This window comes from Azonexus sp. MM2026_4 (assembly GCF_055901855.1).
In genome coordinates, this window is record NZ_CM148380.1 from 3,781,185 (window position 1) to 3,805,614 (window position 24,430).

Genomic DNA, 24,430 nt, shown 5'->3' on the forward strand with positions numbered 1-24,430 from the left:
GATGGGTTTTATTTATATGTCATCATGTTTTTGATTGTTCGCCTGTGTTTCAGGGAAATGACGATAGCGAGTTCTGCTAGAATGCCGCCTATCTTTAGCGGGGAAGCAGGCGTTGTCGGAAAACATCCTGGTCGATATCGAAGACCTCCATTTCACCTATGACGGGCGGCCGGTGCTGCAGGGGATCAATATGCGTATCCCACGCGGCAAGGTGGTGGCCATCATGGGCGGTTCCGGCTGTGGCAAGACTACCTTGCTGCGCTGCATCGGCGGTCAACTGCGGCCCAGCGGCGGCACGGTGCGCCTGGCCGACGCCGTGGTCAGCAAGATGTCGGAAGCCGAACTCTATCGCCTGCGTCGGCGCATGGGCATGTTGTTCCAGTTCGGCGCGCTGTTCACCGATCTCACGGTTTTCGAGAACGTGGCCTTTCCGTTGCGCGAGCACACCGATCTCTCCGACCAGATGATTCGCGACCTCGTGCTGATGAAGCTGGAGGCTGTCGGCCTGCGCGGTGCCCAGGCGCTGATGCCGGGTTCGCTGTCCGGTGGCATGGCGCGGCGGGTGGCACTGGCCAGGGCGATCGCCCTGGACCCGATGCTGGTCATGTACGACGAGCCCTTCACCGGTCTCGATCCGATTGCGCTCGGCGTCATCGGTCGCCTGATCCGGACCCTGAATGATGCGCTGGGCGCTACCTCGATCATGGTCACGCATGATGTGCAGGAGTCGCTGCTGATCGTCGATTACATCTATTTCCTGAACGGCGGCCGGGTGGTTGCGGAAGGAACGCCGGACGAAATCCGCGCCTCGCGCGACCCTTTCGTGCATCAGTTCGTGCATGCCGAGCCGGATGGGCCGGTCCATTTCGATTATCCGGCAGCATCGATGCAGGCGGATTTTTTCCTGGGGGGCGAGCATGCCGGGGCCGCTTGACCTGCTGCGCAAGGTCGGCGCGCCGACCGTCAACCGGATCTGGCGCCTCGGCTTCGCGGCCCGTTTTTTCTTCGCCATCCTGACCCATTCGGGAACGGCGTTTCGCCGCCTGCCGCTGACCTTGCGCGAAATCTACTTCAGCGGCGTGCTGTCGCTGCTGATCATCCTGGTCTCCGGGTTGTTCGTCGGTCTGGTGCTCGGCCTTCAGGGCTATGAAACCCTGCAGCGCTATGGTTCGACCGAAGCCCTGGGGATTCTTGTCGCGCTGTCGCTGGTGCGCGAGCTGGGGCCGGTCGTTGCCGGCCTGCTATTCGCCTCGCGAGCCGGTTCGTCGATCACCGCCGAGATCGGCCTGATGAAGACGACCGAGCAGTTGAAGGCGATGGACATGATGGCGGTCAATCCGCTGGCGCGCGTCGTGGCGCCGCGTTTCTGGGGCGGAGTGATCTCGATGCCGTTGCTGGCGGCGATGTTTTCGGCGATGGGCGTGTTCGGCGGATGGTTGATCGGCGTTGTGTTCATCGGTGTCGATGACGGCGCCTTCTGGTCACAGATGCAGTCGAGCGTCGATTTCCGCTACGACATTCTCAACGGCATCATCAAGAGTGTCGTCTTCGGTTTTGCTGTTTCGCTGATTGCAGTGTTCGAGGGGTACGACGCGGTCCCGACGGCGGAGGGTGTGTCGCGAGCGATTACCCGTACCGTCGTGACTTCGGCGATGACCATTCTGGCGCTGGATTTCATTCTGACTTCGTTCATGTTTCGGGGAACATCATGAACCGTACCGTTATCGACCTCTGGGTCGGCTTCTTCGTTGCTTTGGGCATTGCTGCGGTGTTGTTTTTGGCACTCAAGGTGGGCAATCTTTCGGCGGCCCACTTGTCCGAGACCTATGTGCTGCAAGCCAAGTTTGATAACATCGGCGGCCTGAAGGTGCGCGGTCCGGTTCGCAGCGCCGGCGTTCTGGTGGGCAGGATCGCGGATATTCGCTTCGATCCCGAAAGCTACCAGGCGGTGGTGACGATGAATATCGACGGGCGTTACCGTTTTCCGCGGGATACCTTCGCTTCGATTTATACGGCGGGTCTGCTGGGCGAGCAGTACATCGGTTTCGACGTCGGTGGCGACGAGAAGATGCTGCAGCCGGGCGACACGGTGAAAATGACCCAGTCGGCGGTAGTCTTGGAAAAACTGATCAGCCAGTTCCTTTTCGGCAAGGCGGCTGAAGGACAGGATAGCAAATGACATTGAAGGCAGGATTTTCGGTTCGGCGACTGGTTCGCCTGCTGGCTTTCGGCGGTGCGCTGGTGGTTTCGACCGCTCATGCCACTGCTCAGGAAGGTCAGCGCGACCCTTACGAAGGCTTCAATCGTTCGATGTTCTCGGTGAATGAAGCTCTGGACAAGTACGCTGCCCGCCCGGTCGCCCAGGCCTACGATGCCGCCGTTCCCCTGCCGCTCAAGGCCAGTGTCGGCAATTTCTTCGGCAATGTCGGCGAAGTCTGGGGCGGTGCCAACAGCGCGCTGCAGGGCAAGCCGTCCAATGCCGGCCTGGGGCTGACCCGTTTCCTGATCAACTCGACTGTCGGTATCCTCGGGCTGTTCGACGTCGCCAGCGAACTCGGCTTCGAGCGTTACAACGAAGATTTCGGTCAGACGATGGCGGTCTGGGGGGTCGGCAACGGCCCCTACGTGTTCCTGCCGGTGATCGGTCCGCGCACGTCGCGCGATCTGATGGGTTGGGCTGTCGACACCTATGTCGATCCGGTGTCCACCATTCAGCCGGAAGCGGTACGCATCGGTACGGCTGCGTTGCGCTTCGTCGATATCCGTGCCGGCCTGCTGCCGGCCGACAAGGTGGTCGAGGAAGCTGCACTCGACAAGTATGCTTACGTGCGCGATGCCTACCTGCAGCGTCGCCGCAACCTGATTTACGATGGCCGCCCGCCGCGCCTGGACGATTGAGTTGAGGGTTCTTTGATGTCTTTGATGATGAAGCGTTTTTTCGCTGTTTGTCTGGCTTTTTTTCTCGCCTCCCCGCTGCTTGCCGCCGAGGCACCGGATGCGTTGATCAGGCGCGTTTCCGATGAAGTGCTGGAAATCGTTCGCCAGGACAAGGAGATCCGCAACGGGGATATCCAGAAGATCAGTGCGCTGGTTGACGCCAAGGTGCTGCCCTATTTCAATTTCCAGCGCATGACCGCGCTGGCGGTCGGTCGTGACTGGCGCAGCGCCAATCCGGCACAGAAGAATCGCCTGGCCGAGGAGTTCAAGAACCTGCTGGTGCGCACCTACGCCAACGCCCTGACCAGTTACAGCAATCAGCGTATCGTCTTCAAGCCGTTCAAGATGAAGAGCGGCGAGACGGAAGTGCTGGTGCGCTCCGAAGTGACACAGCCCGGCTCGCAGCCGGTGCAGATCGATTACTGGCTGGAGCAGGCTGGCGACAACTGGAAGGTTTACGACGTCGTCGTCGCTGGCATCAGCCTGGTCACCAATTACCGCGAACAGTTCGCCAGCGAAGTGCGGGCCGGTGGCATCGACGGCCTGATCGCCAGCCTCGCGGCCAAGAACAAGTCGCTGGAAGTTGCTGCAGCGGCTAAAACCGGCAAGAAATGATCGAACGTTCCAACGGGGCTCTCGCCGTTCGCGGCGCCATGGTGATGACGAATGCCAGGGCCTTGCTGGCGGCGGGGTGTGCCGAGATCGGCGCCGATTCGGTCGTCGATCTGTCCGCTGTCGAAGCGGCCGACTCCTCGGCGCTGGCGGTGATGTTGGGCTGGTTGCGCCATGCCCAGGCCGGCAACAAGCGTCTTTCCTTTGTCGGCGTTCCCGCTGGCGTGCTCTCCCTGGCCGAGCTCTACGGCATTTCCGACCTGTTGCCCCTGGCCTGAGCGGCCTGTCCATGCCAGCTGCCGTTTCCGTTGTCGATGTCGTCAAGTCCTTTGCCTCCGTCAAAGCCTTGGCTGGGATCTCCCTGACCATTGAGCCCGGCGAATTCTTCGGCCTCCTTGGCCCCAACGGCGCCGGCAAGACGACGCTGATTTCCTGCCTGGCCGGGCTGACCCGGCCCGACAGCGGTTCGATCAGCGTGCTCGGCCACGACGTCGTACGCGACTTCCGTCAGGCGCGGCGCCTGCTCGGCGTGGTGCCGCAGGAACTGGTATTCGATCCCTTCTTCAGCGTTCGTGAGACCCTGCGTATCCAGTCGGGCTATTTCGGCATCCGCAACAACGATGACTGGATCGATGAAATCCTCCACCACCTCGACCTTTCCAACAAGGCCGACGCCAACATGCGGCGCCTGTCGGGTGGCATGAAACGGCGCGTCCTGGTCGCCCAGGCGCTGGTGCACAAGCCGCCGGTGATCGTCCTCGACGAGCCTACCGCCGGGGTCGATGTCGAGTTGCGCCAGGGCTTGTGGCAGTTCGTCCGGCGGCTCAACAACGAGGGCCATACCATCATCCTGACCACGCATTACCTCGAGGAAGCCGAAGCCCTGTGCAACCGCATCGCCCTGATGAAGCAGGGGCAACTGATCGCGCTGGACAGCACGGCCAACCTGATGGCGGCGCATCCCGGCGCTTCTCTGGAAGAGGTTTTCATGCGGACGATGCGCAAATGACCGGCAGTGAGCTGCTGGTCGGCTTCTGGACCCTGTTCTACAAGGAAGTCCTGCGCTTCTGGAAGGTGGCCTTCCAGACCGTTGCCGCGCCGGTGCTGACGGCAATGCTCTATCTGATGATCTTCGGTCACGTGCTGGAAGACCATGTCCGGGTGCATGGCATCGGCTACACCAGCTTCCTGATCCCTGGGCTGGTGATGATGCAGGTGCTGCAGAACGCTTTTGCCAATTCCTCGTCGAGCCTGATCCAGGCCAAGATCACCGGCTCCATCGTTTTTGTCCTGCTGCCGCCGATTCCCTATGGGGCGTTCTTCGCTGCCTACGTGCTGGCGGCCCTGTTGCGCGGCCTGATGGTCGGCGTCGGCGTGCTGCTGGCGACCGTCGCCTTCGTTGATCTGCAGGTGGCGGCGCCGCTCTGGATCTGCCTGTTCGCGCTCCTGAGCGGCGCCCTGTTCGGCGCGCTGGGCATGGTGGCGGGAATCTGGGTGGAAAAATTCGACCAGCTCGCCGCTTTCCAGAACTTCCTGATCATGCCGCTGACCATGCTCTCCGGCGTTTTCTATTCGATCCACAGCCTGCCGCAGTTCTGGCAGGGCTTGTCCCATTACAATCCCGTCTTTTACATGATCGACGGCTTCCGCTACGGCTTTTTCGGCGTTTCGGACGTCGCGCCGGAACTCAGCCTGGCGGTCGTTGCCGTCTGTTTGCTGGCGGTGTCGGCGATCACGCTGACGCTGCTCAGGCAGGGCTGGAAACTGAGAAACTGAAAGAACATGCACCCCGATCAGATCAAGCAATACATCCTTGCCGGCATGAGCTGCGAATTCCTGGAACTTGACGGCGATGGTCAGCATTTCCAGGCCTTGGTGGTCAGCGCCGAGTTTGTTGGCCTCAACCGCGTGCAGCGGCAGCAGCGGGTTTACCGGACCTTGCAGGAAAAACTGGCGACTGGTGAGCTGCACGCTCTGTCGTTCAAGACCCTGACCCCCGAAGAATGGAGTGCCCAGCGTGGATAAGTTAGTGATCCGGGGCGGTCATGCCCTCAACGGCGAGATCGCCATGTCCGGCGCCAAGAATGCGGCCTTGCCGATCCTCTGTGCCTCGTTGCTGACGTCCGAGCCGCTGGAATTCTCCAATGTTCCGCAGCTCAACGATATTTCGACCATGCTGCGCCTGCTCGGCGATATGGGGGTGGCGATCGATCGGGACGGTGACGATGGGGTGGTGAGCCTCGACGGCAGCACCTTGAACAATCCGCTCGCCTCCTACGAGATGGTGAAAACCATGCGCGCTTCCATCCTCGTGCTCGGGCCGCTGCTTGCCCGCTGCGGCGAGGCGAAGGTGTCGCTGCCTGGCGGTTGCGCCATCGGTGCCCGGCCGGTCGATCAGCACATCAAGGGGCTGCAGGCGATGGGCGCCGAGGTGTCGGTCGAGCAGGGCTATGTGCATGCCCGGGCGAGCCGCCTCAAGGGCGCGCGCATCTGTACCGACATGGTTACCGTCACCGGTACCGAGAACCTGATGATGGCCGCTTGCCTGGCCGATGGCGAGACGGTGATCGAAAACGCCGCCCGCGAACCCGAAGTGGTCGATCTGGCCAATTGTCTGGTGGCAATGGGGGCTCGCATTTCCGGCGCCGGTACCGACATCGTTCGCATCCAGGGCGTCGAGAAGCTGCACGGTGCCCGCCACGCGATCATGCCCGACCGCATCGAGACCGGCACCTACCTGTGTGCGGCTGCGGTGACCGGCGGTAAGGTGCGCCTGACCCGGACCTCGGCAGCCTATCTCGATTCCGTCGTGGACAAGCTGCTCGACGCGGGTTGCGAGATCGTCATCGAGCGCGACGCGATCCAGCTTTCGGCACCGCCCAAACTCAGGTCGGTCAGCTTGCGGACGGCGCCTTATCCGGCCTTTCCTACCGACATGCAGGCACAGTTCATGGCCATGAACTGTGTTGCCGATGGCGTGGCGACGATCCGCGAGACGATTTTCGAAAACCGCTTCATGCATGTGAACGAACTGATGCGCCTGGGCGCCAACATCCAGATCGAAGGCAACAACGCCGTCGTCCGCGGTGTAGGCCAGTTGCAGGGGGCGACCGTGATGGCCACCGACCTGCGCGCCTCGGCGTCGCTGATCATCGCCGGCCTGGTGGCCCAGGGGGAAACGCTGATCGACCGCATCTATCATCTCGACCGCGGCTATGAGCGGATCGAGCAGAAACTCTCGGCCCTGGGGGCGCGTGTCGAACGTCGGCGCTGATCGGCGGAATGTCGCTTCCCTGCTGAATTTCGGGCTTTTTGGCAGGGCGGTGAAAAAAATCTGTAAAAAGGCTTTGCATTCTTCGTACTCTGCAGCATACTCGCAGGCACGGGATTTCCAGGCAGTGTGTTGTTCCTGCGCCGTTTTCGGTTTGTCAGCTCCTCGGTCTTGATTCTCGGCTCATATTCATTTTTTCCTAGGAAGCTTCAACATGGCAATTGGTACCGTAAAGTGGTTTAACGACTCCAAGGGTTTTGGTTTCATTACGCCGGAAGGCGGCGGTGAAGACCTCTTCGCACATTTCTCCGCCATTCAAGGCAATGGTTTCAAGACCCTGGCTGAAAACCAGCGCGTTTCCTTCGACATCGTCACCGGTCCGAAGGGCAAGCAGGCAGCCAACATCAACAAGGTCGACTGAGTTCTCTCGGTAACCTGAATGAAAAGCCCGGGATTCCGGGCTTTTTTGCGTCTACGGGCGGTTGCGTGGTCTCCGGGCTGGGTCGATAATCGGCAGCTCATCCAACAGGCAAAGGGAGAGATCGATGTTGCGCAGAACCTTCATCGCGGCGGCAGTTGCCGCAGGTTTGCTGGCCAGCGGGGCTGGCCAGGCCCAGACTTATCGCGCCGAGTATCGGCTGTCCACCACCCTCGGTCCAGCCTTTACCTGGGGGCAGGCCGGCGAGCGTTGGATCGAGCTGGTCCGCGAAAAAACCCAGGGCCGCATCAACATCAAGCTCTATGCCGGCAATTCGCTGGTCGGTGGCGAGCAGACCCGCGAGTTCACGGCGATCCGCCAGGGCGTCATCGACATGTCGATCGGGTCGACGATCAACTGGTCGCCGCAGATCAAGGAACTCAACCTGTTCTCGCTGCCCTTCCTGATGCCCGATTACAAGGCGATGGATGCGCTGACCCAGGGCGAAGTCGGCAAGGACCTGTTCGCCATCCTCGACAAGCGCGGCGACGTCGTGCCGCTGGCCTGGGGTGAAAACGGCTTCCGCGAGATGTCGAACTCGAAGCGGGCGATCACCTCGCCGGCCGACATGAAGGGCATGAAATTCCGCGTTGTCGGGTCGCCCTTGTACAACGAGACCTTCACCGCGCTCGGTGCCAACCCGACCCAGATGAGCTGGGCCGATGCCCAGCCGGCACTGGCGTCCGGTGCCGTCGACGGCCAGGAAAACCCGCTTTCGGTGTTCGTCGCCGCCAAACTGACCAATGTCGGCCAGAAGCATCTGACCTTGTGGCATTACGTTGCCGATCCGCTGATCTTCGTCGTCAACAAGCAGGTCTGGAACAGCTGGACGCCGGCCGACCGCGAGGCGGTTCGCCAGGCGGCGCTGCAGGCCGGGCGCGAGAACGTCGAGAAAGCGCGCAAGGGCATCGCCGGCAGCGACAACGCGGTGCTCAGGCAGATCGAGGCTTCCGGCGTCAGCGTCACCCACCTGACGCCGGCGCAACGCGATGCCTTCGTCCAGGCGACGCGGCCGGTTTACCAGAAATGGGCGAAGACGATCGGCGCCGACCTGGTCAAGAAGGCCGAAACCGCCATCGCCAAACGCTGATTCCCTGATGCACCAGCCACGCCGGCTGCGTCCGGCGTGGCTTCTTCGCCGCTACCCATGCCCCAATCCGAATCCGCCGCCGCGCGCGGCAAGCTGACGCTCGGGCGCGTCGAGCGCTTCCTGATGGGCGCTTCGATGGCCTTGCTCTGTCTGCTGACGATGGCCAATGTCGTCGTTCGCTATTTCACCGATTTCTCGTTCGCTTTCACCGAGGAAGTATCGGTCGCGCTGCTCGTGGTGATGACCCTGGTCGGCGCTTCGCACGCCTTCCAGACCGGCCATCACATCGCCATCGACTACCTGGTCGTCCGCGGGCCGCGCCTGAAGGCCTTCGCCTACCGCTTCTCGTTGGCCTGCAGCCTGCTGATGTTCGGCCTGCTCGCCTGGTATGGCGCGCTGATGACCTGGGACGATTACAGCTTCGAAGTCACCTCGCCGTCGCTCGGCGTGCCGCAGTGGTGGTATACGGTCTGGCTGCCCTTGCTCTCGGCGCTGATCGCGCTGCGCGTGCTGGTCCTGCTGCTGCGGGGTGAAAAATGATGGACTGGCTGCTCTTCGGGTTGTTCCTGGCGCTGATGCTGGCCGGCGTGCCGATCGCCGTCGCCATGGGCCTGGCCGGTGTCGCCGTCGTCGCGGTTGCCGATTTCGGCATGCTGTCGTTGCCGACCAACGTCTATACCGGGATCGCCAAGTATCCGCTGATGGCCATCCCGGTTTTCGTCATCGCCGGGCTGATCTTCGAACGCGCTGGCGTCGCTGCCGGCATCGTCCGCTTCGTTTCGGCCATTGTCGGCCAGCGCCGCGGTAGCCTGGCGATCGTCGCCATCCTGGTGGCGATGATCATGGGTGGCATTTCCGGCTCCGGGCCGGCCGATTCGGCGGCAGTCGGGGCGGTGATGCTGCCGTCGATGATCAAGGCTGGCTACCCGCGTGCCTTTACCGCCTCGGTGATTGCTTCCGCCGGTTCGACCGGAATTCTGATCCCGCCGTCGATCGCGCTGATCATCTACAGCCTGCTGGTGCCGGCGGCGTCGGTGCCGGCGCTGTTCGCGGCCGGCATCATTCCCGGCATCCTGGTCGGCCTGGCGCTGATCCTGATGGCCTGGTGGTTGTCGGTACGCAACGGTTTCGAGGCTGACGTCAGCGCGCTGCGGCCGCCGTTCTGGCAGAGCCTGCGCGAGGCGGCGTGGGGGCTGGCGGCGCCGGTGATCATCCTCGGCGGCATGCGCAGCGGCCTGTTCACGCCGACCGAAGCGGCCGTCGTCGCCGTCTTCTATGGCATCTTCGTCGGCACGGTGATCAATCGCCAGCTCGGCTGGAACGACATCTGGAAGGTCTTCGTCGAAGCCGCCGAGATTTCCTCGGTGATCATGATCATCATCGCCCTGGCCAGCGTCTTCGCCTGGGCCAGTTCGACGCTGAGCACCTTCGACCGGCTGGCGCAGACGGTGCTCGGCAGCGGGCTGAGCGAAACCGGCATGCTGCTGATGATCCAGGGCCTGCTGCTGGTCGCCGGCATGTTCCTCGACGCCATCTCGATCTACTTCATCTTCCTGCCGTTGCTGGTGCCGATCGCCATGCACTTCCAGTGGGACCTGGTGTGGTTCGGCCTGATCATCACGATGAACCTGGCGCTCGGCCAGTTCACGCCGCCGATGGGCGTGAACCTGATGGTTACCTGCCGGATGGCCGGCATCGGCATGGACAGCACGGTGCGCTGGGTGCTGTGGATGGTGCTGGCGATGGGATCGACGGTGCTGCTCGTCACCTTCGTACCGGAACTGGCGCTGTGGCTGCCGCGCCACCTCGGTTACCTGTAGGCGCGCTTTATCGTCCCGATAGCGCGCGTCGCGGCCGGGGCGGCGGGCGCTTGCGGTAAAATGCACTCTTTGTCTTCAGGCTGAACCCCCGTGACGACCATCACCATCGCCCTCTCGAAGGGCCGCATCTTCGACGAAACCCTGCCCCTGCTGGCGGCGGCGGGGATCGTCCCGGCCGAGAATCCGGAGACCTCCCGCAAGCTGATCATCGAGACCAACCAGCCGCACGTGCGCGTCGTCATCGTCCGCGCCACCGACGTGCCGACCTACGTCCAGTATGGCGCGGCCGACATCGGTGTCGCCGGCAAGGACGTGCTGATCGAGCACGGCGGCGACGGCCTCTATGCGCCGCTCGACCTGAACATCGCCAAGTGCCGGATGATGGTCGCCGTGCCGGAGGGTTTCGACTACGCCAATGCGGTGCGCCAGGGCGCCCGCCTCAAGGTGGCCTCGAAATACATCAAGACGGCGCGCGAGCACTTCGCCGCCAAGGGCGTGCACGTTGATTTGATCAAGCTCTACGGTTCGATGGAGCTGGCGCCGCTGGCCGGGCTGGCCGACGCCATCGTCAACCTGGTGTCGACCGGCGGCACGCTGAAGGCCAACAAGCTGGTCGCCGTCGAGCACATCCTCGACATTTCATCGCGCCTGGTGGTCAACCAGGCGGCGCTCAAGGTCAAGCGCGAAATCCTGCAGCCGATCATCGACGCCTTCGCGCAGGCGGTGGAGAAGTAAATGACGATAGCCATCCAGCGTTTGTCCACGGTGGACGCCGATTTTCCGGCGCAATTGAAGACGCTGCTCGCCTTCGAAGCGGCCGCCGACGACAACATCGAGCGCACCGTCGCCGCCATCCTGGCCGACGTCAAGACACGCGGCGACGCCGCCGTGGTCGACTACAGCAACCGCTTCGACCGCCTGACTGCAAGCTCGATGGCCGACCTCGAACTGTCGCGCGACGAACTGGAAAAGGCGCTCGCCGGCCTGCCTGCCGACCGCCGTGCCGCGCTCGAAGCGGCCGCCTGCCGGGTGCGTGCCTACCACGAGAAGCAGAAGCTCGACGGCTGGTCCTACACCGAGGCCGACGGCACCCTGCTCGGCCAGATGATCACCCCGCTCGACCGCGTCGGCCTCTACGTACCGGGCGGCAAGGCGGCCTATCCGTCGTCGGTGCTGATGAACGCGATTCCGGCCAAGGTGGCCGGGGTCAAGGAACTGATCATGGTCGTGCCGACGCCGGGTGGCGAGCACAACCAGCTGGTGCTGGCGGCGGCCTGCCTGGCCGGCGTCGATCGCGTGTTCACCATCGGCGGTGCGCAGGCGGTCGGCGCGCTCGCCTATGGCACCGAGAGCGTGCCGCAGGTGGACAAGATCGTCGGTCCGGGCAATGCCTACGTGGCGACGGCCAAGCGTCGGGTGTTCGGCATCGTCGGCATCGACATGGTCGCCGGCCCGTCGGAAATCCTGGTCGTCTCGGACGGTTCCGGCAATCCCGACTGGGTGGCGATGGACCTGTTCTCGCAGGCCGAGCACGACGAACTGGCGCAATCGATCCTGATCTGTACCGACGTCGCCTTCATCGGGCGCGTCCAGGCGAGTATCGACAAGCTGCTGCCGACCATGCCGCGCCAGGAAGTGATCCGCACCTCGCTGACCAATCGCGGCGCCTTCATCCTGGTGCGCGACATGGACGAGGCGATTGCCATCGCCAACCGCGTCGCGCCGGAACACCTCGAACTGGCGCTCGACAACCCGGACCCGTGGGTCGAGAAGATCCACCACGCCGGCGCCATCTTCATCGGCCACTACACCTCGGAATCGCTCGGTGATTACTGCGCCGGGCCGAACCATGTGCTGCCGACTTCCGGCTCGGCGCGTTTCTCGTCGCCGCTCGGCGTGTACGATTTCCAGAAGCGGACCAGCCTGATCAAGGTGTCGCAGGCCGGCGCGCAGACCCTGGGCCGCATCGCGTCCACGCTGGCGCACGGCGAAGGTTTGCCGGCGCATGCCAAGTCGGCCGAGTTCCGGCTCGCCGACTGATTCGCGTCGATTCTGCGGCCGACCGTGGATCACCCGCAAAATCCCCAGCGCCCGGACCTCCGGGCGCTTTTTTTGGCCTTCGCCGCGGTCGGCCTGTCCGGCTTCGGCGGCGTGCTGCCGTTCGCTCGGCGCATGCTGGTCGAACAGCGGCGCTGGCTGAGCGCCGAGGAATTCAACGCCCAGCTTGGCCTCTGCCAGTTTCTGCCCGGGCCGAACGTGGTGAACCTGTCGATCGTCGTCGGCAAGCGTTTCCACGGCTGGCGCGGCGCCGTCGTCGCGCCGCTCGGCATGTTGCTGGCGCCGATGCTGATCGTCCTGCTGCTCGGCATGGCTTACGACCGCTGGGGGCAACTGCCGCTCGCCCAGGAGATGCTGCGCGGTATCGCCGCCGCCGGTTGCGGCCTGCTCTTCGCGATGGCCTGGCGGATGGGTACGGCGCTGCGCGACAAGGCGCTGTTCCTGCCATTCACCGTGTTGACCGTGGCCGCCATCGCCTGGCTGCGCTGGCCGTTGCCGATGGTGATGCTGGGCGGGCTGGCGGCCGCCGGCGCGGTGGCCTGGTGGCGATTGGGGCGGCCATGATCGTCGTCCAGCTCTTCCTCGAATTCACGCTGCTTTCCTTCGTCGCCTTTGGCGGCGCCACCGCGCTGCTGCCGGAAATGCACCGGGTCGTCGTCGACCAGCTGCACTGGCTCGATGCCACCACCTTCACCCATCTCTACGCCATCGCCCAGGCGGCGCCGGGGCCGAACGTGCTGGTGGTGACGCTGATCGGCTGGGAGGTCGCCGGGCTGGCCGGAGCGCTGGCGACGACGCTGGCGATGTGCCTGCCGATGAGCGTGCTGATCTACCTGTTGATCGACCGCTGGGAAAGCTTCGCCGGCCGCCGCTGGCAGCAGGCGGTCAGCCTCGGCGTGGCGCCGCTGGCGGTTGGCCTGATCTTTTCCGGGGCGACGCTGATCGCCCAGGCGGCCGGGCTGGGTTGGCGCGGCGGCTTGCTGGTGGTGGCGATCATGGTGTTGAATCTGCGTACGCGCTGGCATCCGTTGTGGTTCATTGCCGCCGGCGCGCTTCTCGGTTTGTCCGGCTGGCTGTGACGGCCGGCGTTTGCAGGAGGGCTTGGGCGAGATGGTGATGCAGGCGCATCAATGGACCTGGGGCATCAACCAGTGGGTGGAATACCTGCGCGACAAGGAATTGCCGGTGCTGCCGGGCACCGCGGCGCGCCTCGCGGCTTTGCGCGAGGCCGGCGAGGCGGCGCGGGAAAGCCTCTCGGCGCGGGATCTGGTCGATATCGTCTATGGCGATCCCTATTTGGCGCTGAAGCTGCTGCGCCGGGCCGAGGAGCGGCGCACCCGGCAACTGGGGCACGACACGACGACGCCGCTGGCGGCCGTCCTGCAAACCGGTTACGACGAGTTGCAGGCGCTGGTCGCCAACAGCAAGGTCTCGGTCGGTCTCTTGCCCGGTTGCCACGCCTGCGAGCAGCGCGCGGTCCTCGCCGCCATCCTGGCGCGGGCCTGGGCGACGCGCCGGGTGGACGTGCTACCCGACGAGGTGGCGATGGCGGCGTTGCTGGCGGAAATCGGCGAACTGCTGCTGTGGCATTTCGCACCGGAGATGACCGACAAGGAAGTTGCCATCTACCAGTGGAACGAGCGCTACTGGGCGCTCCAGCAGCGTACTTCGGAGATGGATTTCACCTTCCGCCAGCTGACCATGGCGCTGGCTCAGTCCTGGGGGCTACCGACGCTGATCGTCGCCCTGATCAAGGGCGTCGACAGTCCGCGCGCCAATCTTGCCCGGCTCGGCCACGAGGCGGCCAAGGCGGTGATCGGCGAAGCCACCACCCCGGAACTGCTGGCGCTGCTACAGGAGGTCGGCGCCTTGCTGCCGGCGGTCGATCTGCTGGCAATTGCCGAGCCGCTGCCGCTTGCCGATGAGCCGCGCACTGCCTTGCAGGCGGCGATTGCCGCCGTCAAGGCCGCCGCGTCAGGCGAGCAGCCGGCGCAGGGCGGCAACCAGGCTTGAACACTGCTCGTCGCTGCCGACGGTGATACGCAGGAACTGGTCGATGCGCGGCAGCCGGAAGTGACGGACGATGATGCTCTCGGCGCGCAGCGCTTGCGCCAGCTCGCCGGCGTCGCGTTGCGGGTGGCGGGCGAAGATGAAATTGGCGGCGGACGGCAGGACGTCGAAACCGAGTTCGGCCAACTGGCCGACCAGCGACTCGCGGCTGGCGACGACCCCCGCGCAGCACTGCCGAAAGTAGGCCTCGTCCTCGATCGCGGCGACGGCGCCGACGATCGCCAGGCGGTCGAGCGGGTAGGAGTTGAAGCTGTTCTTGACCCGCTCCAGCGCCTCGATCAGGTCCGGGTGGCCGACCGCGAAGCCGACGCGCAGGCCGGCCAGCGAGCGCGACTTCGACAAGGTGTGGATGACCAGCAGGTTGTCGTGTTTCTGCGTCAGCGGAATGGCGGTTGCGCCGCCGAAATCGATGTAGGCTTCGTCGACGACGACGACACTGTCCGGATTGCCGGCAACGATGCGCTCGACGGCGTCGAGCGCCAGCAGGCGGCCGGTCGGCGCATTCGGATTGGGGAAGATGATGCCGCCGGGTTGCACGTCGCGATCGATATAGTCGGCCGGGTCGATCGAGAAGTCGGCGGCGAGCGGCACGGCGACGTGATCGACGCCATAGAGCCCGCAATACACCGGGTAGAAGCTGTAGGTGATGTCCGGGAAGAGGAGCGGCGCGTCATGCTTGAGCAGCGCCTGGAAAGCGTGCGCCAGCACCTCGTCGGAACCGTTGCCGACGAAGACTTCGCGTGTCGTCACGCCGTGACGGGCGGCGATCGCCTGCTTGAGCAGGTCGGCGTTGGGGTCCGGGTAGAGGCGCAGGCGGGCGCCGTCGTCGCCGAGTTCGGCACGGATCGCCTCGACCACCCGCGGCGACGGCGGGCAGGGATGCTCGTTGGTGTTGAGCTTGATCAGGTTGGCGATCTTGGGCTGTTCGCCCGGGACGTAGGGGGTGAGGTCGCGGGCGACCTGGCTCCAGAAGCGGCTCATCGGCTATTCACGGAAGGCGTAAAAATGAGGCGAAATGGTATCATGCCCCTCCGTTCCAACGATTTTTAGCCAAGTCCATGCGGCAAGCCGAAGTCACTCGCAATACCCTGGAAACGCAGATCACCGTCAAGCTCAACCTCGACGGCAGCGGCCAGGGCAAGTTCGCCACCGGCGTTCCCTTTCTCGATCACATGCTCGACCAGATCGCCCGCCACGGGTTGATCGACCTCGACATCGACGCCAAGGGCGACCTGCACATCGACGCGCACCACACGGTCGAGGACATCGGCATCACGCTCGGCCAGGCGCTGGCCAAGGCCTGGGGCGACAAGAAGGGGCTGACCCGCTACGGGCACAGCTACGTGCCGCTCGACGAGGCGCTGTCGCGTGTCGTCATCGACCTCTCCGGCCGTCCGGGGCTCGAATTCAACGTCGATTTCACGCGTGCCGTGATCGGCCAGTTCGACGTCAACCTGGTGGCCGAATTCTTCCATGGCCTGGTCAACCACGCCGGCATGACGCTGCACATCGACAACCTGCGCGGCAAGAACGCGCACCACCAGGCGGAAACCGTGTTCAAGGCCTTCGGCCGGGCGCTGCGCATGGCGGTGACGGCCGACCCGCGGATGGCCGGCTGCATGCCGTCGACCAAGGGTACGCTGTGATGGCCGGCCGGACGATCGCCGTCATCGACTACGGCATGGGCAACCTGCGCTCGGCCGCCAAGGCGGTCGAGCACGTCGCCGACGGCGCCACTGTCGTCGTCACCGCCGATCCGGCGGTGGTCGCCGCCGCCGAGCGTGTCGTCTTCCCCGGCCAGGGGGCGATGCCCGACTGCATGCGCGAGCTCGACGCCCGCGGCCTGCGCGAGGCGGTGCTGCAGGCGGCACGAGAAAAGCCTTTCCTCGGCATCTGCGTCGGCGAACAGATGCTGTTCGAGCGTAGCGAGGAAGGCAATGTCGCCGGTCTCGGCATCTTTCCCGGCGTCGTCCGGCGTTTTCCCGAGGCCCGCATGGTGGACGCCCAGGGCCAGCGCCTGAAGGTGCCGCACATGGGCTGGAACGAAGTGCAGCAGCGGTCGCACGCGCTGTGGGCGGGGATCGCCGACGGCGCCCGCTTCTACTTCGTGCACAGTTACTGCGTGCAGGACATCGACCCGGCGCTGACCGTCGGCACCACCGACTACGGTCTGCCCTTTACCTGTGCGGTAGCGCGGGATAATATCTTCGCGGTCCAGTTCCATCCCGAGAAAAGCGCCCGCGACGGCCTGCAACTCCTGAAGAACTTCGTCGAATGGCGTCCCTGAGCGGCGCCACCCGGAAATTCCCCCTCGCAGACTTTTTCCCATGCTGATCATCCCCGCAATCGATCTCAAGGACGGACAATGTGTCCGCCTCAAACAAGGCCTGATGGAACAGGCCACCGTCTTCTCCGAGAGTCCCGCCGAACAGGCGCGGCACTGGCTGGAGCAGGGCGCCCGTCGCCTGCATCTGGTCGATCTCAATGGCGCCTTTGCCGGCAAGCCGAAGAACGCCGCGGCGATCAAGGCGATCCTGGCCGAAGTCGGCGACGAAATTCCGGTCCAGCTCGGCGGCGGCATCCGTGACCTCGACACCATCGAAGCCTGTCTCGACGGCGGCCTGTCCTACGTGATCATCGGTACCGCCGCGGTCAAGAACCCCGGTTTCCTGCACGACGCCTGCACCGCCTTTCCCGGCCACATCATCGTCGGCCTCGACGCCAAGGACGGCAAGGTGGCGACCGACGGCTGGTCGAAACTGACCGGCCACGATGTCGTCGACCTGGGCAAGAAGTATGAGGACTACGGCGTCGAATCGATCATCTACACCGACATCGGTCGCGACGGCATGCTCTCCGGCATCAATATCGAAGCCACCGTGCGCCTGGCGCAGGCGCTGACGATCCCGGTGATCGCCTCGGGCGGCCTGTCCAACCTCGACGACATCCGCAAGCTGTGCGCGGTCGAAGGCGAGGGTGTTGTCGGCACCATCGCCGGTCGCGCCGTCTACGACGGTTCGCTCGACTTCAAGGCAGCGCAGGACCTCGCCGACGAGTTGGGCGCCTGATGCTCGCCAAACGCATCATTCCCTGTCTCGACGTCACCGCCGGCCGGGTCGTCAAGGGCACCAACTTCGTCGGTCTGCGCGATGCCGGCGATCCGATCGAGATCGCCCGCCGCTACAACGAGCAGGGTGCCGACGAAGTCACCTTCCTCGACATCACGGCGTCCAGCGACCAACGCGACATCATCCTGCACATCGTCGAAGCCTGCGCCGAGCAGGTCTTCATTCCGCTCACCGTCGGCGGCGGCGTGCGCAAGGTCGAGGACGTGCGCCGTCTGCTCAACGCCGGCGCCGACAAGGTGTCGATGAACACCGCCGCGGTGCAGAACCCGGATCTGGTCTTCGATGCGTCGAGCAAGGTCGGTTCGCAGTGCATCGTCGTCGCCATCGACGCCAAGCAGGTGGCACCCGGCCAGTGGCACGTGTTCACGCATGGCGGCCGCAACGACACCGGGCTCGATGCCATCGAATGGGCGAAGAAGGTCGAGGCGCTCGGCGCCGGCGAAATCCTGCTGACCAGCATGGACCGCGACGGCACCAAGAACGGCTTCGACTTGCCGCTGACACGCGGCGTCTCCGACGCGGTCGGGATTCCGGTCATTGCCTCGGGCGGGGTCGGCAACCTGCAGCACCTTGCCGACGGCGTTTCCGAAGGGCGCGCCGACGCGGTGCTCGCCGCCTCCATCTTCCACTTCGGCGAATACACGGTGCGCCAGGCCAAGGAATACATGGCCGCGCGCGGTATCGAAGTGCGACTGTAATGGCCGATCTCGACCCCGCGCTGCCCTGGCTCGACGCCCTCAAGTGGGACGCCGACGGGATGATCCCGGCGATCGCCCAGGACGCTTCCGGGCGCGTCGTGATGTTCGCGTACATGAACCGCGAGTCGCTGCTTGAAACGGTGCGCTGCGGCAACGCGGTATACTGGTCGCGTTCGAGAAAGCGTCTGTGGCGCAAAGGTGAGGAATCCGGGCACTGGCAGAAGATCCGCTCGCTCCGTACCGACTGCGACGGCGACGTACTGTTGCTCGAAATCGAGCAGGTTGGCGGCATCGCCTGCCACACTGGTCGGGAAAGCTGTTTTTTCAACGAGTTGCAAGGGGAACGCTGGGTTCCCGTCGATCCGGTTTTGAAAGACCCGAAGGACATTTACCAATGAGCACGCACGACATCCTGCATCGCCTGTCCGAGACCCTGGCTTCGCGGCGCCACGCCGATCCGGAGAAGTCCTACACGGCCAAGTTGTTCTCGGAAGGCCCGGACTCGATCCTGAAGAAGATCGGCGAGGAATGCGCCGAACTGATCATGGCCGGCAAGGACGGCAAGCGCCTGAACATCGTCCGCGAATCGACCGATGTCGTTTATCACATCCTCGTCCTGCTCGCTTTCTACGGCCTGTCGATCGAGGACGTGTCGCAGGAGATGCGCCGTCGCGAAGGGATTTCCGGGATCGACGAAAAGGCCTCGCGGAGCGCCGGCAAGTGAGCGATTGCCTGTTCTGCAAGATCGTCGCCGGGCAGATTCCGGCGCAGAAGGTGTACGAGGACGAACTGGTGCTCGCCTTCCGCGACATCCATCCGCAGCGCCCGGTTCACATTCTCGTCATCCCGAAGAAGCACATTACTTCGCTGGCGACAGCGGCGCCGACCGATGCGGAAATCCTCGGTCGGATGCTGGTCAAGGCCAACGAAATTGCGGTTGCCGAAGGCAGTCCCGGCGGCTTCCGTGTCATCATCAACACCGGCGAGATCGGGCAGCAGGAAGTGCCCCATCTGCACATGCACATCGTGGGCGGGCCCGACCCGGTAGGCCCCATGCTCAAGCGAATCTAGGAGACAACTATGGGTAGCTTTTCCATCTGGCACTGGCTGATCGTCCTGGTCATCGTCATGCTCGTTTTCGGTACCAAGAAACTGCGCAACGTCGGCCAGGATCTCGGCGGCGCGGTCAAGGGCTTCAAGGACGGCATGAAGGAAGCCAATGCCGACAAACCGACGGAAGGCGCGCAGCCGACGCAACAGGTCGGCGGCCAGACGATCGACGTCGAAGTCAAGGAAAAGACCCGGAGCTAAGCGGGCAAACGGCGGCCGGGATGCAACCGGCGTCGTCTGGCTCCTCTTCCTTTATGTTCGATATCGGCTTTTCCGAATTGATGGTGATCGGGATCGTGGCCTTGCTGGTCATCGGTCCGGAACGCCTGCCCAAGGTCGCGCGCACGCTCGGGCATCTGCTCGGCCGTGCCCAGCGTTACGTCAACGACGTCAAGTCGGACATCAACCGCGAAATGCAGCTCGACGAGTTGCGCAAGCTGCAGGCGCAGGTCAGCGAATCGGCGCGCTCACTGGAAAGCTCGGTGCGCCAGGAATTTGACGCCGTCGAACGTAGCGTGTCGACGCCGGTGGAGGCGGCGCTCGACGATCTGCAGGCCGGAGCCGGCAATCTGGAGCAGGCCGTCGCAGCGCCGGCAACGGCTGGCGACAGGAGCGACAAGGCAGCATGAGCGAAACCCTGCAGGAAGAATCCTTCATCTCGCACCTGGTCGAGCTGCGCGACCGCTTGTTGCGCAGCCTGATCGCGATCGCCGTCGTGATGGGGGCGCTGGCCCTCTATCCCGGCCCTGGCGCCATCTACGACTTTCTCGCCGCGCCGTTGACCAGCGCCCTGCCGGAGGGCACCAAGATGGTGGCGATCGGCGTTGTCACGCCGTTCATGGTGCCGCTCAAGGTCACCGCCATGGTGGCTTTCGTCATCGCGCTGCCGTACATCCTTTTCCAGGCCTGGGGGTTCGTCTCGCCCGGGCTGTATGCGCATGAGCGCCGGCTCGGCATTCCGCTGATCGTTTCGAGCACGCTACTTTTCCTGCTCGGCATGGCTTTCTGCTACTTCTTCGTCTTCGGCCAGGTCTTTCACTTCATCAACAGCTTCGCGCCAAAGAGCATCACGCCGGCGCCGGATATCGAAGCCTACCTGTCCTTCGTGATGACCATGTTCCTGGCTTTCGGCCTCGCTTTCGAAGTGCCGGTGGCGCTGGTCGTCCTGGTCAAGCTGCGCGTGGTCAGCGTTGCGAAGCTGAAGGAGTGGCGCTCCTATTTCATCGTCGGCGCTTTCATCGTCGCCGCCGTGGTCACGCCGCCGGATGTCGTGTCGCAACTGGCGCTGGCGATCCCGATGTGCCTGCTCTACGAATTGGGTCTGCTGGCGGCGCGTCTGGTCTCGAAGCCGGCGCCGGAAAACGCCACCGATACTGCGGCGGCAAATGCCGAAGCCGAGCTCGACGCCGAAATGGCGCAAGCCGAAGCGGAATTCCGCAAACTGACCGACAAGTAAGCGTCAGCGACGCGGCGGCCCGGGCCGGGTCGGACAGTGTTCGACCGCCGCGCCGTCGTGAAAGCGCCACAGGCTGCCGGGCGGCATTTCCGTCCAGGCTTCATTGTCGGTCAGTGGCAGCGTGGCGATTACCGCGACACGGTCCTTCTCCGTCGTCACTTCGCGAAAATCGACGGTGATGTCCTGATCCTTCAAATGGGCTTCGGCAAACGGCGCCTGGCGCACGATGTAGCTGAGCCGAGTCGAGGCATGGGCGAACAGGCAGTCGCCGTTGGACAGCAGGAAATTGCATTCGCCGTATTCGGCCAGAAGCAGGGTCAGTTCGCGCAGTTTGCCGAACAGTTCCTCTGGTGCTGGCGCAAGACCGCCGAAGCTGCGGCGGAACTCCTGCAGCAGCCAGCAGAAGGCGCGTTCGCTGTCGGTGTCGCCGACCGGCAGGAAACTGCCGTCCAGTGTTGGCGCAAACCCGAGCAGGTTGCCGTTGTGGGCGAAGATCCAGTAGCGTCCCCACAATTCCCGCATGAAGGGATGCGTGTTCTCCAGGCGGACCGAGCCCTGGGTCGCCTTGCGGATGTGGGCGATGACGTTCTGCGAGCGGATCGGGTAGTGGCTGACCAGTTCCGCCACCGGTGAGCTGGCCGAAGGTTGCGGGTCGAGGAAAAGCCGGGCGCCCCGGTTTTCGAAGAAGGCGATGCCCCAGCCGTCGCTGTGTACGTCGGTGGCGCCGCCGCGTGCCTGGAAACCGGAAAAGGAGAAGCAGATGTCGGTCGGCACGTTGCAGTTCATGCCGAGCAGCTGGCACATTTTTCCTACTCCGCGTTGCGCAGCGGCGGACGCTTGCCGATGCCGACCTGCAGTTCGAGGATGTTCTTGTCGCGGCGCAGGCGGAAGGCGGCGCTGCTGTCCGGCTTGAGTTCGGCGATCAGGTCGAGCATCACCTGCGGGTCGCTGACCGGTTTGCCCTCGATCGACAGCAGGACGTCGCCGGGACGGATGCCGGCCTTGTCGGCCGGGCTGCCGCGCACAACGCCGGCGACCAGCGAGCCCTCGGTGCCGGGCAGACCGAAGGATTCGGCCAGTTCCTCGGTGATTTCCTGGGCTTCGACGCCGATCCAGCCGCGCGTCACCGAGCCGTTCTCGATGATCTGTTCCATGATGCTGCGGGCACTGGAGGCAGGAATCGCGAAGCCGATACCGTGGTTGCCGCCGGTACGGGAGTAGATCGCGGTGTTGATGCCGACCAGGTTGCCGGCGGCATCGACCAGCGCTCCGCCGGAATTGCCGGGGTTGATCGCGGCATCGGTCTGGATGAAGTTCTCGAAGGTGTTGATGCCCAGGTGGGAGCGGCCGAGCGCCGAGACGATGCCCATCGTCACCGTCTGGCCGACGCCGAAGGGGTTGCCGATGGCGAGCACGACGTCGCCGACGCGCAGGTTGTCGACCTGGCCGAAGGTGATCGCCGGCAGTTCCTTGGCGTCGATACGCAGGACCGCGAGATCGGATTCAGGGTCGCTGCCGACGCTGCGCGCGCGGTACGTCTTGCCATCGTTGAGCGAGACCTGGATGTCGTCGGCGGCATCGATGACGTGGAAATTGGTCAGGATGTAGCCGTTCTGGCTGACGATGACGCCGGAGCCGAGGCCGGAGTTGCGTTGGGTCTCGCCGTCCGGGCGGTCGCCGAAGAAGTGGCGGAAGATCGGATCGTCGAACAGCGGATGACGCTGCTGGCGGACCTGCTGTGTCGTGTAGATATGGACCACCGAGGGCAGCGCGGCGCGCGCCGCATCTCGGTAGGAGCCGGCCGGTGCCGGCTGTCCGTCTTCGCTGGGTTGCGCCGTCTGCAGGGCGACCACCCGTTGTCCACGGTTGGGCAACCACTCAGGCTTCAGCGTCGACAGCGTGAAGAGGACGGCCACCGCAACGGTGACGGTTTGTGCAAAAATCAGCCACAACCTGTGCATGAGAGTGCGAGACGATGAGACTCGAAGAGTTGGCGCGGTATCTGGATGAGTTGTTGCAGGCCGCGAAGTTCCGGGATTATTGCCCAAACGGCCTGCAAGTGGAAGGTCGGGGCGACGTGCGGCGCATCGTCGCCGGCGTCACCGCCAGTCAGAAGCTGCTCGACCTTGCCGTCGAGCGCGGCGCCGACGCGGTACTCGTTCACCACGGGTACTTCTGGAAAGGCGAGGATGCCCGCGTCACCGGCCTGCGGCGCCGCCGGCTCGCGACCCTGCTCAAACACGATATCAGCCTGTTGGCCTACCACCTGCCGCTCGACGCGCATCCGGAACTGGGCAACAACGCGCAACTGGCTGCCCGCTTCGGCTGGCTGCCGGAAGGGCGTTTTGGCGAGCAGGAGATCGGCTGGTACGGCAGCCTGCCAGCGCCGGCTTCGCTGGCCGAGGTGGCGGCCGGGGTGGCGGCGGCGCTTGGTCGTCCGCCTTTGCTGCTGGGGGATCCGGCACGCAGCGTCAGGCGGGTGGCCTGGTGTTCCGGTGGTGCTCAGGGTTATTTCGAGCAGGCGATCGCTCTCGGGGTCGATCTTTATCTGTCCGGGGAAGTTTCCGAACCAACCCTGCATCTGGCCGAGGAGAGCGGCGTCGCCTACCTGGGGGCCGGGCATCACGCCAGCGAACGTTACGGTGTGCAAGCCCTGGCTGCGCACCTGACGCAGGCGCTGGGACTCGAATGCGAGTTCATCGATCTTGATAACCCGGCATGAGCCGGCCGATGCGCTGCAGCAGCAAGGCGCTCAAGGCGCCGCCGATCAAGGTGCCGACGATCAGCTCCAGCCACTGTCGCCAGAACGGCGTTTCCGTCCTGGCCAGTTGTTCGCCGGCCATGGCGCCGAGCGGGCCGGCGGCTGGGGGATCGGTGAGGACCATGGCCAGTTGCAGTTCGTGGCGGGCGTTCTGGGCCTCGGTTTGCAGTTCGATGGCCTGGTCGAGCGCCTGTAGGCTGTCGTTGAGTCGCGCCAGGCTGGTTTCCATGCGTAGCAGGCGGTCTTCGGTGGCTGCGGCAACGCTGTCGCCGGGCAGGCTTGCCAGTTGATCACTGACTACCAGTCGGTCGACTTGCCGCTGGTGTTCCTCGGCCAGTCGTTTCAGCGGACTGGCGGCGGCCGGGTTGCTGGTGCTCGGGCGGCCTTTCTTGTCAGCCGTGGCTACGCGCTGTTTCTTGGCGGGCGCGCCAGCGGTGTTTTCCCGGTACGTGGTCGTCGCCGGATCCTGGCGGTCGGTGTCGTCTGACATCCGGCTGGCCGGCAGTTGGGGCATGACGAAATAGTCACGCTGCAGTTCCGTGCCGCACTCGGCGCGAATCCGCAGCATGGCCAGCGGTTCTTTCAATACGCCGTCGCCGGCGATATGGAGGAGCAGGCCGTCGCGGCGTTTTTCCAGCAGCAGCCGGGCGCGCTGGATGACCGGCAGTTCGGCATCGCGGATGGTTTCCAGGCGGAAACAGTTGCTGTCTAGCTTGTCGTCGGGGCCCGCGCTGATCGGAATCTCGGCGCGTAGCGGTTCGCCGAGCTGGGAGTGCACTGTCAGTTCTCCGAGTCCGGTGGCAAAGCCGGGCAGGGGAAGCATGAGCAGGCTGAGGAGCAGGGTCTGGCTGGGCTTCACTGGGCGAAACGGGCTAACATGGCAAGCTGTGATGGCGAAAGTATTGCACATTTGCCGCTAGATGACGGGATCATTTATGCCT

The 24,430-nt window shown here is 64.3% G+C and carries 33 protein-coding genes and 1 pseudogene; 30 read left to right on the forward strand and 4 right to left on the reverse strand.

Features of this window, described 5'->3' with window-relative positions; translation table 11 throughout:
* The first annotated feature begins 112 nt into the window (after positions 1 to 112).
* The 19 genes and pseudogenes from AC0KWY_RS17780 (at position 113) to AC0KWY_RS17870 (ending at position 14,279) form a co-directional block, all read left to right on the forward strand.
* On the forward strand, positions 113 to 934 hold the full coding sequence (locus AC0KWY_RS17780; protein ID WP_474026815.1) for an ABC transporter ATP-binding protein: 822 nt from the start codon (positions 113 to 115) through the stop codon (positions 932 to 934).
* Positions 918 to 1,712 carry a lipid asymmetry maintenance ABC transporter permease subunit MlaE gene (gene mlaE / locus AC0KWY_RS17785; protein WP_474026816.1) on the forward strand — a complete coding sequence of 265 codons (795 nt, stop codon included), beginning with the start codon at positions 918 to 920 and terminating at the stop codon, positions 1,710 to 1,712. Before AC0KWY_RS17780 ends, mlaE begins: the two co-directional genes overlap by 17 nt.
* Entirely contained in the window at positions 1,709 to 2,179 is a 471-nt protein-coding gene (gene mlaD / locus AC0KWY_RS17790) for an outer membrane lipid asymmetry maintenance protein MlaD (RefSeq protein WP_416695220.1), read from the forward strand. Before mlaE ends, mlaD begins: the two co-directional genes overlap by 4 nt.
* Positions 2,176 to 2,898: an MlaA family lipoprotein gene (locus AC0KWY_RS17795; RefSeq protein WP_474026817.1), complete on the forward strand. Its 723-nt coding sequence runs from the start codon at positions 2,176 to 2,178 to the stop codon at positions 2,896 to 2,898. The genes mlaD and AC0KWY_RS17795 overlap by 4 nt, the downstream gene beginning before the upstream one ends.
* A gap of 24 nt (positions 2,899 to 2,922) precedes the next feature.
* A complete protein-coding gene (locus AC0KWY_RS17800; RefSeq protein WP_474029750.1) occupies positions 2,923 to 3,552 on the forward strand; it encodes an MlaC/ttg2D family ABC transporter substrate-binding protein in 630 nt (209 codons plus the stop codon).
* Positions 3,549 to 3,827 carry an STAS domain-containing protein gene (locus AC0KWY_RS17805; RefSeq protein ID WP_474026818.1) on the forward strand — a complete coding sequence of 93 codons (279 nt, stop codon included), beginning with the start codon at positions 3,549 to 3,551 and terminating at the stop codon, positions 3,825 to 3,827. The genes AC0KWY_RS17800 and AC0KWY_RS17805 overlap by 4 nt, the downstream gene beginning before the upstream one ends.
* A gap of 11 nt (positions 3,828 to 3,838) precedes the next feature.
* Positions 3,839 to 4,525 (forward strand): annotated as a pseudogene (locus AC0KWY_RS17810) (ABC transporter ATP-binding protein); the annotation flags it as partial.
* 29 nt (positions 4,526 to 4,554) lie between these two features.
* A complete protein-coding gene (locus AC0KWY_RS17815) occupies positions 4,555 to 5,325 on the forward strand; it encodes an ABC transporter permease (protein ID WP_474026819.1) in 771 nt (256 codons plus the stop codon).
* A gap of 6 nt (positions 5,326 to 5,331) precedes the next feature.
* Positions 5,332 to 5,574: a BolA family protein gene (locus AC0KWY_RS17820; RefSeq protein WP_474026820.1), complete on the forward strand. Its 243-nt coding sequence runs from the start codon at positions 5,332 to 5,334 to the stop codon at positions 5,572 to 5,574.
* Positions 5,567 to 6,823: a UDP-N-acetylglucosamine 1-carboxyvinyltransferase gene (gene murA, locus AC0KWY_RS17825; RefSeq protein WP_474026822.1), complete on the forward strand. Its 1,257-nt coding sequence runs from the start codon at positions 5,567 to 5,569 to the stop codon at positions 6,821 to 6,823. Before AC0KWY_RS17820 ends, murA begins: the two co-directional genes overlap by 8 nt.
* 211 nt (positions 6,824 to 7,034) lie before the next feature.
* A complete protein-coding gene (locus AC0KWY_RS17830; protein ID WP_474026823.1) occupies positions 7,035 to 7,241 on the forward strand; it encodes a cold-shock protein in 207 nt (68 codons plus the stop codon).
* 124 nt (positions 7,242 to 7,365) lie between these two features.
* The gene (locus AC0KWY_RS17835; protein WP_474026824.1) at positions 7,366 to 8,388 is read left to right on the forward strand and encodes a DctP family TRAP transporter solute-binding subunit; all 1,023 of its coding nucleotides are present in this window, start codon (positions 7,366 to 7,368) and stop codon (positions 8,386 to 8,388) included.
* Between the two features lie 57 nt (positions 8,389 to 8,445).
* Positions 8,446 to 8,928: a TRAP transporter small permease gene (locus tag AC0KWY_RS17840; protein ID WP_474026825.1), complete on the forward strand. Its 483-nt coding sequence runs from the start codon at positions 8,446 to 8,448 to the stop codon at positions 8,926 to 8,928.
* On the forward strand, positions 8,925 to 10,208 hold the full coding sequence (locus tag AC0KWY_RS17845; RefSeq protein WP_474026826.1) for a TRAP transporter large permease: 1,284 nt from the start codon (positions 8,925 to 8,927) through the stop codon (positions 10,206 to 10,208). The genes AC0KWY_RS17840 and AC0KWY_RS17845 overlap by 4 nt, the downstream gene beginning before the upstream one ends.
* 90 nt (positions 10,209 to 10,298) lie before the next feature.
* Positions 10,299 to 10,943: an ATP phosphoribosyltransferase gene (gene hisG, locus AC0KWY_RS17850; RefSeq protein ID WP_474026827.1), complete on the forward strand. Its 645-nt coding sequence runs from the start codon at positions 10,299 to 10,301 to the stop codon at positions 10,941 to 10,943.
* Positions 10,944 to 12,248 carry a histidinol dehydrogenase gene (gene hisD, locus AC0KWY_RS17855; protein ID WP_474026828.1) on the forward strand — a complete coding sequence of 435 codons (1,305 nt, stop codon included), beginning with the start codon at positions 10,944 to 10,946 and terminating at the stop codon, positions 12,246 to 12,248.
* 72 nt (positions 12,249 to 12,320) lie between these two features.
* Positions 12,321 to 12,830, forward strand: coding sequence for a chromate transporter (locus AC0KWY_RS17860; protein ID WP_474026829.1), 510 nt, complete (start codon positions 12,321 to 12,323; stop codon positions 12,828 to 12,830).
* The gene (locus AC0KWY_RS17865; RefSeq protein ID WP_474026830.1) at positions 12,827 to 13,345 is read left to right on the forward strand and encodes a chromate transporter; all 519 of its coding nucleotides are present in this window, start codon (positions 12,827 to 12,829) and stop codon (positions 13,343 to 13,345) included. Before AC0KWY_RS17860 ends, AC0KWY_RS17865 begins: the two co-directional genes overlap by 4 nt.
* A 37-nt stretch (positions 13,346 to 13,382) precedes the next feature.
* Positions 13,383 to 14,279: an HDOD domain-containing protein gene (locus AC0KWY_RS17870; RefSeq protein WP_474026831.1), complete on the forward strand. Its 897-nt coding sequence runs from the start codon at positions 13,383 to 13,385 to the stop codon at positions 14,277 to 14,279.
* Here AC0KWY_RS17870 and hisC read toward each other — a convergent pair.
* Positions 14,241 to 15,317, reverse strand: a complete 1,077-nt coding sequence (hisC, locus tag AC0KWY_RS17875) for a histidinol-phosphate transaminase (RefSeq protein ID WP_474026832.1) — start codon at positions 15,315 to 15,317, stop codon at positions 14,241 to 14,243. The two genes, AC0KWY_RS17870 and hisC, sit on opposite strands and share 39 nt — an antisense overlap.
* 77 nt (positions 15,318 to 15,394) lie before the next feature.
* On the opposite strand from hisC, the gene hisB reads away from it, so the two are divergent.
* The 10 genes from hisB to tatC are packed head-to-tail and all read left to right on the forward strand — an operon-like array spanning position 15,395 to position 20,728.
* The gene (gene hisB / locus AC0KWY_RS17880; protein WP_474026833.1) at positions 15,395 to 15,982 is read left to right on the forward strand and encodes an imidazoleglycerol-phosphate dehydratase HisB; all 588 of its coding nucleotides are present in this window, start codon (positions 15,395 to 15,397) and stop codon (positions 15,980 to 15,982) included.
* Positions 15,982 to 16,623 (forward strand): imidazole glycerol phosphate synthase subunit HisH, encoded by a 642-nt coding sequence (gene hisH, locus AC0KWY_RS17885; RefSeq protein ID WP_474026834.1) that lies wholly within the window; start codon positions 15,982 to 15,984, stop codon positions 16,621 to 16,623. Before hisB ends, hisH begins: the two co-directional genes overlap by 1 nt.
* Positions 16,624 to 16,663: 40 nt before the next feature.
* Entirely contained in the window at positions 16,664 to 17,404 is a 741-nt protein-coding gene (gene hisA, locus AC0KWY_RS17890) for a 1-(5-phosphoribosyl)-5-[(5-phosphoribosylamino)methylideneamino]imidazole-4-carboxamide isomerase (RefSeq protein WP_474026835.1), read from the forward strand.
* A complete protein-coding gene (hisF, locus tag AC0KWY_RS17895) occupies positions 17,404 to 18,162 on the forward strand; it encodes an imidazole glycerol phosphate synthase subunit HisF (protein ID WP_474026836.1) in 759 nt (252 codons plus the stop codon). The genes hisA and hisF overlap by 1 nt, the downstream gene beginning before the upstream one ends.
* Positions 18,162 to 18,560, forward strand: coding sequence for a phosphoribosyl-AMP cyclohydrolase (gene hisI, locus AC0KWY_RS17900; RefSeq protein ID WP_474026837.1), 399 nt, complete (start codon positions 18,162 to 18,164; stop codon positions 18,558 to 18,560). Before hisF ends, hisI begins: the two co-directional genes overlap by 1 nt.
* On the forward strand, positions 18,557 to 18,886 hold the full coding sequence (locus AC0KWY_RS17905; RefSeq protein ID WP_298398612.1) for a phosphoribosyl-ATP diphosphatase: 330 nt from the start codon (positions 18,557 to 18,559) through the stop codon (positions 18,884 to 18,886). Before hisI ends, AC0KWY_RS17905 begins: the two co-directional genes overlap by 4 nt.
* Positions 18,883 to 19,233, forward strand: coding sequence for a histidine triad nucleotide-binding protein (locus AC0KWY_RS17910; protein ID WP_474026838.1), 351 nt, complete (start codon positions 18,883 to 18,885; stop codon positions 19,231 to 19,233). The genes AC0KWY_RS17905 and AC0KWY_RS17910 overlap by 4 nt, the downstream gene beginning before the upstream one ends.
* Positions 19,234 to 19,242: 9 nt before the next feature.
* A complete protein-coding gene (gene tatA / locus AC0KWY_RS17915; protein ID WP_474026839.1) occupies positions 19,243 to 19,473 on the forward strand; it encodes a Sec-independent protein translocase subunit TatA in 231 nt (76 codons plus the stop codon).
* Between the two features lie 53 nt (positions 19,474 to 19,526).
* A complete protein-coding gene (gene tatB, locus AC0KWY_RS17920; RefSeq protein WP_474026840.1) occupies positions 19,527 to 19,901 on the forward strand; it encodes a Sec-independent protein translocase protein TatB in 375 nt (124 codons plus the stop codon).
* A complete protein-coding gene (tatC, locus tag AC0KWY_RS17925; RefSeq protein ID WP_474026841.1) occupies positions 19,898 to 20,728 on the forward strand; it encodes a twin-arginine translocase subunit TatC in 831 nt (276 codons plus the stop codon). The genes tatB and tatC overlap by 4 nt, the downstream gene beginning before the upstream one ends.
* A gap of 3 nt (positions 20,729 to 20,731) precedes the next feature.
* Here tatC and AC0KWY_RS17930 read toward each other — a convergent pair whose 3' ends face one another.
* Positions 20,732 to 21,532: a class II glutamine amidotransferase gene (locus tag AC0KWY_RS17930; protein ID WP_474026842.1), complete on the reverse strand. Its 801-nt coding sequence runs from the start codon at positions 21,530 to 21,532 to the stop codon at positions 20,732 to 20,734.
* 5 nt (positions 21,533 to 21,537) lie between these two features.
* Complete coding sequence (locus tag AC0KWY_RS17935) at positions 21,538 to 22,689, reverse strand: Do family serine endopeptidase (RefSeq protein ID WP_474026843.1); 1,152 nt, start codon at positions 22,687 to 22,689, stop codon at positions 21,538 to 21,540.
* A gap of 14 nt (positions 22,690 to 22,703) precedes the next feature.
* Here AC0KWY_RS17935 and AC0KWY_RS17940 point away from each other — a divergent pair, with 14 nt between their 5' ends.
* Entirely contained in the window at positions 22,704 to 23,450 is a 747-nt protein-coding gene (locus tag AC0KWY_RS17940; protein WP_474026845.1) for a Nif3-like dinuclear metal center hexameric protein, read from the forward strand.
* On the opposite strand, the gene AC0KWY_RS17945 is transcribed toward AC0KWY_RS17940, so the two are convergent.
* Positions 23,425 to 24,348 (reverse strand): type IV pilus assembly protein FimV, encoded by a 924-nt coding sequence (locus AC0KWY_RS17945; protein WP_474026846.1) that lies wholly within the window; start codon positions 24,346 to 24,348, stop codon positions 23,425 to 23,427. The genes AC0KWY_RS17940 and AC0KWY_RS17945 overlap by 26 nt on opposite strands.
* Positions 24,349 to 24,430 lie beyond the last annotated feature (82 nt).

Coding starts and splice junctions, on each gene's coding strand:
- AC0KWY_RS17905 (WP_298398612.1), top strand. CDS start 18,557: ATGAGCACGCACGACATCCTGCATCGCCTGTCCGAGACCCTGGCTTCG.
- AC0KWY_RS17815 (WP_474026819.1), top strand. CDS start 4,555: ATGACCGGCAGTGAGCTGCTGGTCGGCTTCTGGACCCTGTTCTACAAG.
- tatC (WP_474026841.1), top strand. CDS start 19,898: ATGAGCGAAACCCTGCAGGAAGAATCCTTCATCTCGCACCTGGTCGAG.
- mlaD (WP_416695220.1), top strand. CDS start 1,709: ATGAACCGTACCGTTATCGACCTCTGGGTCGGCTTCTTCGTTGCTTTG.
- AC0KWY_RS17935 (WP_474026843.1), bottom strand. CDS start 22,689: ATGCACAGGTTGTGGCTGATTTTTGCACAAACCGTCACCGTTGCGGTG.
- AC0KWY_RS17840 (WP_474026825.1), top strand. CDS start 8,446: ATGCCCCAATCCGAATCCGCCGCCGCGCGCGGCAAGCTGACGCTCGGG.
- hisA (WP_474026835.1), top strand. CDS start 16,664: ATGCTGATCATCCCCGCAATCGATCTCAAGGACGGACAATGTGTCCGC.
- hisH (WP_474026834.1), top strand. CDS start 15,982: ATGGCCGGCCGGACGATCGCCGTCATCGACTACGGCATGGGCAACCTG.
- AC0KWY_RS17805 (WP_474026818.1), top strand. CDS start 3,549: ATGATCGAACGTTCCAACGGGGCTCTCGCCGTTCGCGGCGCCATGGTG.
- mlaE (WP_474026816.1), top strand. CDS start 918: ATGCCGGGGCCGCTTGACCTGCTGCGCAAGGTCGGCGCGCCGACCGTC.
- AC0KWY_RS17820 (WP_474026820.1), top strand. CDS start 5,332: ATGCACCCCGATCAGATCAAGCAATACATCCTTGCCGGCATGAGCTGC.
- hisF (WP_474026836.1), top strand. CDS start 17,404: ATGCTCGCCAAACGCATCATTCCCTGTCTCGACGTCACCGCCGGCCGG.
- AC0KWY_RS17800 (WP_474029750.1), top strand. CDS start 2,923: ATGATGAAGCGTTTTTTCGCTGTTTGTCTGGCTTTTTTTCTCGCCTCC.
- hisD (WP_474026828.1), top strand. CDS start 10,944: ATGACGATAGCCATCCAGCGTTTGTCCACGGTGGACGCCGATTTTCCG.
- tatA (WP_474026839.1), top strand. CDS start 19,243: ATGGGTAGCTTTTCCATCTGGCACTGGCTGATCGTCCTGGTCATCGTC.
- AC0KWY_RS17830 (WP_474026823.1), top strand. CDS start 7,035: ATGGCAATTGGTACCGTAAAGTGGTTTAACGACTCCAAGGGTTTTGGT.
- tatB (WP_474026840.1), top strand. CDS start 19,527: ATGTTCGATATCGGCTTTTCCGAATTGATGGTGATCGGGATCGTGGCC.
- AC0KWY_RS17795 (WP_474026817.1), top strand. CDS start 2,176: ATGACATTGAAGGCAGGATTTTCGGTTCGGCGACTGGTTCGCCTGCTG.
- AC0KWY_RS17940 (WP_474026845.1), top strand. CDS start 22,704: ATGAGACTCGAAGAGTTGGCGCGGTATCTGGATGAGTTGTTGCAGGCC.
- AC0KWY_RS17835 (WP_474026824.1), top strand. CDS start 7,366: ATGTTGCGCAGAACCTTCATCGCGGCGGCAGTTGCCGCAGGTTTGCTG.
- AC0KWY_RS17930 (WP_474026842.1), bottom strand. CDS start 21,532: ATGTGCCAGCTGCTCGGCATGAACTGCAACGTGCCGACCGACATCTGC.
- AC0KWY_RS17870 (WP_474026831.1), top strand. CDS start 13,383: ATGCAGGCGCATCAATGGACCTGGGGCATCAACCAGTGGGTGGAATAC.
- AC0KWY_RS17845 (WP_474026826.1), top strand. CDS start 8,925: ATGATGGACTGGCTGCTCTTCGGGTTGTTCCTGGCGCTGATGCTGGCC.
- AC0KWY_RS17865 (WP_474026830.1), top strand. CDS start 12,827: ATGATCGTCGTCCAGCTCTTCCTCGAATTCACGCTGCTTTCCTTCGTC.
- hisI (WP_474026837.1), top strand. CDS start 18,162: ATGGCCGATCTCGACCCCGCGCTGCCCTGGCTCGACGCCCTCAAGTGG.
- hisB (WP_474026833.1), top strand. CDS start 15,395: ATGCGGCAAGCCGAAGTCACTCGCAATACCCTGGAAACGCAGATCACC.
- hisC (WP_474026832.1), bottom strand. CDS start 15,317: ATGAGCCGCTTCTGGAGCCAGGTCGCCCGCGACCTCACCCCCTACGTC.